General features: G+C 66.7%; 6 protein-coding genes. All 6 read right to left on the bottom strand.

The annotated features are described in order from the left end of the window. Positions 1–605, bottom strand: a 605-nt coding sequence (locus tag Q1A36_RS20895; protein ID WP_299848030.1) for a hypothetical protein, incomplete at its 3' end; no start/stop codon positions are given. After that, the gene (locus Q1A36_RS20890; RefSeq protein ID WP_299848028.1) at positions 605–841 is read right to left on the bottom strand and encodes a hypothetical protein; all 237 of its coding nucleotides are present in this window, start codon (positions 839–841) and stop codon (positions 605–607) included. The genes Q1A36_RS20895 and Q1A36_RS20890, both read right to left, overlap by 1 nt. A gap of 19 nt (positions 842–860) precedes the next feature. Continuing rightward, entirely contained in the window at positions 861–1,697 is an 837-nt protein-coding gene (locus tag Q1A36_RS20885) for a hypothetical protein (RefSeq protein ID WP_299848026.1), read from the bottom strand. Between the two features lie 11 nt (positions 1,698–1,708). Beyond that, entirely contained in the window at positions 1,709–3,943 is a 2,235-nt protein-coding gene (locus Q1A36_RS20880; RefSeq protein ID WP_299848024.1) for a hypothetical protein, read from the bottom strand. Between the two features lie 23 nt (positions 3,944–3,966). Further along, the gene (locus Q1A36_RS20875) at positions 3,967–5,049 is read right to left on the bottom strand and encodes a hypothetical protein (RefSeq protein WP_299848022.1); all 1,083 of its coding nucleotides are present in this window, start codon (positions 5,047–5,049) and stop codon (positions 3,967–3,969) included. A 73-nt stretch (positions 5,050–5,122) separates the two neighbouring features. Further along, positions 5,123–6,598, bottom strand: a 1,476-nt coding sequence (locus Q1A36_RS20870) for a host specificity factor TipJ family phage tail protein (RefSeq protein ID WP_299848021.1), incomplete at its 5' end; no start/stop codon positions are given.

Genomic DNA, 6,598 nt, shown 5'->3' with positions numbered 1-6,598 from the left:
CGCCACGGCGCGTCATCCGTTGCCAGGGGGGTGCCGGGCAGGTCCGGGCACTGGCCGTAGATGAGGATGGTGCCGACCCCGGCCGTGACGGCGGCCTGCACGAACTGCAACGCAACCGAGACGTTTGCGGCTAGCCCGGCCTCATGCTCGTTGCTGTCCCATCGCCTCGGCTGCCAGAGATAGCCGCCATCCGCCGCCCGCCACCCACCATCACCCAGAACCAAGACGATAGCATCATGACCGGCGAGATCGCTCCGGGGATCGGCACCGGGCGTGAAGGCCACCGAGCCATCCCAGACCTGCTGTAGCGTCTGGCTGTACGGCAGGATATTGGTATCGCTCAGTGTATAGCCGGGCAGGCCGAGGGTGCCAGCGCCGCCGGTGTATTCAGGGCGGAAGGCGGACGCGTAGCCGTGATCCGGCCTGGGGCTCCCCGGCGAGCGCGCGTGCCGCAGCAGATTGTTCTGACTGGAATAAGGCACGAACATGATGTTGGCCGTCGCGGCATCGAGGGTGGTGATCAAGACCGGCACCGCTCCCCTGGCCGGCTTGCCGAACATCGCCCCGAGACTGCCCGTCTGAACCGGGTCCTCGAACAGGATCATCACGAACCCTCGATGATGCAGGCGAGACCCTCGCGCCGACCCAACGTCGACACGAACACCTGCGTGGCATCTGTGAGGCGGACCCCCTGAGAGGGCGGCACGATATAGGAATTGCCGCGCGAGGCGCTTGCGCCCGGGCAGACATAGATGGTGGTCCGGCCTTGGTTCTGGACTACGGCCCCCGTCGAGACGGGGATCGCGGCGGACCAGGTGCTTTCGACGGTGATGAGAGGCATGGTCGCTCCTTTCTTTTGCTCAGACGACGCCGATATCGGCCTTGAGGCGAGCGGTGACGACGGCGTCGGATGCGCCGAAGAACGGGTCGGCCGAGAAATCGGCCCCGGTGAACACCATCAGATGGCGGATCGCGCCATGAAATTGCGCAACGGCGGGTGCGGCACCCACGCCGAAGAGGGCGATGCTGCGGTCGATGAGCGGCGTCACCTTCGATGCGTCCCGCGCGACCTCGACGCCATTCACTGCGATGGACGCTCCCCAGGTTGTGCTTTTGGCGATGCGGATCACCACATTCTGGTTGCGGTAGTCCGCCGACGCACCACCGACCAAGATGCTGACCGCCGTATCATCGCTCAGGAGCCGCGGACTGCCGTCAAGGAGGCCGAAGGCCAGCACGTCGTCACGCGGGTCAGCGCCCGGAATTGCCGCCTGCGGTCCGAAGAGCCGGAGCAGCGCGCTGGCGCCGGCGACTGGCCTCATCGCGAAATAGACCGTATTGCTCTGCGCATCCAGCTGCACGTCGGGGGCGTGCATCCGGACATTGCCCGAGACGGCGTAGGACCCCTGTGCCCCACCACCGGCACCGGCCGTGGCGGTGAACTCGGCGCCGCGGACAGGCCAGGTATCACCCGTGGAAACGAGACGGGCGCCCGGGGCCATTCGGTCATACCAGACCGCCCGGCCGGTATCGGGATGGGGGCGCAGGAAACCACGGTCAGCCTGCCACCAGTAGCGGCCGATCCGTCGGCCATCGGCATGGTCCGGGATGCGGGCGATCTGACGATCGCTCTCGCTGATGACATTGCGTGGCGCGGGGCTGTTGGGTGCGATGCCGGCGAGTTCAATGATGTTCATGGGGTGGTTCCTCAGGCTTGGGTAAGAGAAATGCGCTGGTGCAATGCGTAGCGGTGCCGCATGCGGCCGGTTCGGTAGGATCGATAGGCGGCGCGGATCGTCCGGATCTGCGTTCCGGGAACATTCCCGGGCAGGCGTTCGGGCTGACTTTGACCCGTCATGCCAATCTGCAGCCGCAGATTTGCGATGTCCCCGGGCGCCGGGGCGGCCGAGAGGGTGATGGTGGATTGTGCACCGTTCAGGGTGTGGCTGTTGATCGTCAGGAAGCTGTCGGTCCCGGTGGACACCTCGACCCCCAGATGCGGTCTGGCTGGCATGTCGGGGGCAATCTCCACGGGCTCAGACCAGGTCACGGTGATCACCGCACCCGAGATCTCGGCCGAGAGCGCCAGAAGCGGCCGGTCTTCCGCGCCGCCCCAGAGCGCCGCGCGCAGGATGCCGGCATCGGCCTCGCCCTGGGCGAGGTAGCCCAGATTGGTCATGTGCATCATATCTGTCTGGAGATAATGCTCCTGATCGGGATAGCCCGGCCCGGTGACGAATGTATCTGCGGGCCGCGCGGCCATCATCAGCATCATGCCGATGACCGAGGTACGGTCGGTCTCGCTGTCGATCGATTCGGCAAAGGACGAAGGCTGCGCGACCAGCCAGATCGGTGCCTCGGTCTGGCCGGTCAGCGCCATGGCATGGCCATCGAGCGCGGCCCGATAGGCGCTGACCTCATTGGCGTAGGTTTGCGAAACCGCCGTTGCGTCGGACTCTCCGTGGGTCCAGCGCATGGCGGCGAAGCGGACGGCGGCGGTCATGATCTGCTGCTGGTTCGCCTCATTGGCCGAGCCGACGCCCAGATTGGCGATCGCTGTGCCGCCAGCGCCTCCGGTCCAGGCAATGATCCGCTGCGGGCGGCCGATCAGCTGGACGATGTCATCCTGCAGCGCGCAGACCAGCGCCTCGAGGGGCGTGAGGCCATGCGTCGGGCCGACACCCGGCTGTGGCCGGATCGACGTCAGCCCGGTGAGCGTTGCGGGATCCACGAGGAAATCGGCGGCATTGGCGTTGCGACCGGTCCGGATGTCGCCGGGGCGCAGGCTGTTATCGACCGTCAGAAGATGATCCGGCCAGTCCACCGAACGATAGGGCCAGGGGGTGCCAACGCCGTGGCTGCCCTGTGCCAGGCTCTGCCCATCGCCCATGACGATCCAGGCGAGGTCGGGATCATCATCAACGACAAAGCCCGGCCGGGCGATGGAGACGGCAACGATTGAGCCAGCCCCCGCCCCGTCATGACGCCAGCAACGGACGCTGATGCCGCCATAGGCAAGCTCGGGCGCTGTGTGGTGCAGGCCTTCCTGAGGTGGGGTCAGAACGCGCCGCTCGCCGTGATGGAAATAGGCGACAACGCACTCGACCGCACCGGCGGCAAGCGGTGCCACGCGGACGCCGGCGGCTGTCAGCCATTCGGTGCCAATGACCGGCGCGCGCGCGCGGCCGAAATCGATGATGCCTCCCTGTGGCCGGGTGGCGAGGATCGGGTTGCCGTCCCGGCCCCGGAAGACCAGCTGCCAGTCGAGCCCGTGGCCCGGGCCGTCGGGCGCCAGCCCGGCCCTGGCGACCGCGCGACCGACCTCACCGATCACCTCGCCCTCGATATCGAACCCCATGAAGCGACCGTCACGTTCGGCCCCCCAGGCGGGTACATAGTCGCGTGCCGGGACCGGCAGGCGCGCGGGTGCCCCTTTGACATCTGCATGCAGACGCCCGTCGCGATCGACCCAGGCCGCGACGGCACCGCTATCGCGATCGACAAAGGCCAGCGCCACCCCCGCCTCGGCCAGCGACGGCAATGCTGCCGCAGTGACGAGCCGCGCTGCAGCATTGCTGGCGGTGGCGTCGATTTCGTCGAGGCGAAGACCCAGATTGGTGGATGTGGCACGGGCTGCCTGAATTTCCTGCGCGAGCGCCGCATTGTCGAGATCAGCAAAGCGCGTCCAGGTCGTCGCGGTGCGGCGGTACTGGCCGTTGAAGGCGGCATTGCCGTCGTTGGTAACCAGCGCCACCGCGCCCTCCGGCGCGGTCGTTGCCAGAAGCTCTGCCCGCGTGGCATAGGCCAGCCGTCCAACGGATGCGGCCTGCAGCTGTTCCGCGATCTCGCCCGAGGCTGCGAGTTGCCGGGACAGGTCGCCGACAGGGATCTTGCGCGTGCTGCCCTGGTAGTTGGCGACGAGGCTGTCGACGAGCTGGGACAAAGGCAGATTATTGGTGGCAGTCATCAAATTACCTCAATTGAAAAGGGGCCGCTGACGGGACCGGGCACGCCATCGGCGCTCTGCGGCTCGAGCCACAGATAATGCGTACCCTGCAACAGACAGGCGGGGGTTTGAAGATAGGCGGCCATGGCCGAGACCGAGCCATTGAAGGTCGAGGACGCGGCCAGCTCGAACTGGGTATTGCCACTCACCGCCTGCAGCGCGGCCAGATGGGAGCCGTTGCTGGAAATGGCCGTCCCGGCGACGGTCGATCCTCCGGTCAGCTGTGGCGTGACGCTGCCGGCCGTTCGCCCCGCAAGGCTCAGGCCGATGCGATACCAGCGACCGGTCTGGGTCGGGATGGGCTGAGACAGCTCGCCGGCGCTGCCGGCAGCATGGGTGCCGGTACCGCCAGAGATCGACCACCCGGCGCCGGCAGTCCAGGACCCGGACTTCAGCAGGTTCTGGCGTGTCGTATCACCCACCGACATCGACCAGCTGCGAGCAGATGAGACCGAGAGGGGTGCGCCGGTCGCGTCCGTTTCACGATCGAGCGTGGCAGATTGCGAGCGATAGAGCTGCACCCGAGCGAGGTTCGGATCGGCAGCCGTTGCGAATTCGATCCGGGCGCCCCCCAGCAGTGCCGTCACGCTGATGCTGTCGGCATCGAGGGCACCGGGAATGCCGGCGCCGGCCGAGCCCAGCTGATAGGAGATCGTCGGACCATGGGGACCGGCAACGCCTGTGGCAGAGACGCCGCAGGCGCGCAGCTGGATCACCTGCCCCATGCTATAGCCGCTGATCCGACCGCCCCCATTCGCGACGGGGATGCTGATGGTGGTCCAGCTGCTGGCCCCTTCGAGACGGTGCCCGACCTGAAACTCGGCGGTCGAGATCGCACCGCTGCCGGGCGCGAGCAGATAATCGACGCGCGGCACACCCGAAACCACGGTGGTGGCGACCTCGGCGAAGCGCGGCGCCGAGGGCTGGATCAGGTTCTCGGCGATCTCGGCGCCGACCCGGCCCGACCAGGCCGGGATGACGGTGGCATCGGTCAGCGTGTCGATCTCGGGCGCTGCATCGACGCAGCGCAGGATCGTACACATATCCTCCGTCGCTTCGGTCTGGGTGACCACGACGCGGAAGCTCTCGGCTCCAGCCTCGCCAAAGAGCACCAGATCATCGGGCTCCGGGCATCGGGCCGGTGCCGGTGAGTGTCAGGACGCCGGTCGAGCCCGGATGGGTGGCGACGTTCCTGACATCGGAGGAGCCAATGGTGTCGGCGGCCGAGAACCGCCGGAAGCGGATGCCATAGCTGCGGCCAGCCACCATGGTCACATCGTCATCAAGCAGGATGCTATTACCGGTCACAGCCTTGACCCGCGCGGCGGTCTGAACCCGAGACAGCACATCATGGCTGAGCATGACCTTGTCGCCCCGTGTGGCCACACGCGCAGCGCCGTCCTGGGTCACCTCATAGACGTCGGGCCGCAGCATCGCCTCGTGCATGCGTCGGCGCGCTTCCCGATAGACCAGCGCCGGATCGGTGATGCCGGGCATGTCCAGTGTCTCGGTCAGATCGATGGGCCCGCTATGCCCGGGCCAGGGGATAACCCGCTGGGTTTCCTTGAAGTCGTTGGTCTCGTCCTGAAAGCGGACGATGAAGCCGTGCGGGCGCTCGCCATAGGCGCGTCTGCAGCTGAAATTCCAGCTGTTGCGCGGGGTGATATGGTCCACCACCAGCGAGGACGGCCGGTCGATGACGACACCCCATTTCTGACCGTCGTGACGCGGCGTGGCGCGGCCGGCAACGGCGATTTCCGTGAGGATGTCGCGCAGGCTGGTCCCGGCCTGATCGAGCACCCGGTTATAGGTCAGGCCCTTCACGCGGCAAAAGTTATGCCACTCCTGCAGCGCGCCCAAATCGATCTCGGCGTTGCTGACCGCCTTGGGGTTCGAGGGATGCTGCAGGACCAGCCGGTAGAGGGCGGCGGGGTTAGAAGTCGCGCGGCTGATCCACGTCTGCGACGTGACGTCCCAGTCCAGACAAATCCGGCGCGCCAGGGCCGAGAAGTTGTCGAGTGCGCCGCTGAGCTGATGGGTCGCCTTCACCCGCACCGACACCAGCGACATCGGACGATCGATGACGATGGGGTATTCGGGACGGATGGTCTGGAGTGCCGCCAATACCGTGCGGACCTGCCGCTTGGGGTCATCGACCTCGTCGGTCATCATGGTCACGCGGATTTCCCAGCGCCCGCGCGACGGGAAGGCCCAGCGGTGCTGGCGATAGAAGGCCTCGATCTTCTTTGCCGAGATATCGAGCGTCGTCACGGCCTGCCAGACGCTGGCTCCGGCCAACCGCTGTTCGATCCGAACTCGAACGGTGGTGGTTCGCTTGTCGCCATCGTCGTTGAATTTGACCAGGCCGCCCGGGAAAGCGAGGATGATCGAGGCCGCCTTCGCATCGCCACCGGTGGTGTGGATCACCGGGGTCTCGATCCCGGCAGGCGTGCGCCAGAAGACCAGTGGTGCGCCGCCAATCGGGCTCGGTTGCTCTTCGCGGATTTTGGCGATCTTTGGACTTGCCCGGCTTTTGTGGAGAGCGTTTAGCTTACTTCCCGGGCCTTTCGCTCGAATGCGAGGGGGCTCTGG

Source organism: uncultured Paracoccus sp., from assembly GCF_947487305.1.
In the GTDB taxonomy this organism is placed as follows: Bacteria; Pseudomonadota; Alphaproteobacteria; order Rhodobacterales; family Rhodobacteraceae; genus Paracoccus.
Note: the sequence above shows the minus strand (reverse complement) of the source record. Positions and strands in the feature narration are given on the sequence as shown.

What these genes read in the sequence shown, in the direction of transcription:
- Q1A36_RS20875 (WP_299848022.1), bottom strand. Translation starts at nt 5,049, where the DNA reads ATGTGTACGATCCTGCGCTGCGTCGATGCAGCGCCCGAGATCGACACG.
- Q1A36_RS20890 (WP_299848028.1), bottom strand. Translation starts at nt 841, where the DNA reads ATGCCTCTCATCACCGTCGAAAGCACCTGGTCCGCCGCGATCCCCGTC.
- Q1A36_RS20885 (WP_299848026.1), bottom strand. Translation starts at nt 1,697, where the DNA reads ATGAACATCATTGAACTCGCCGGCATCGCACCCAACAGCCCCGCGCCA.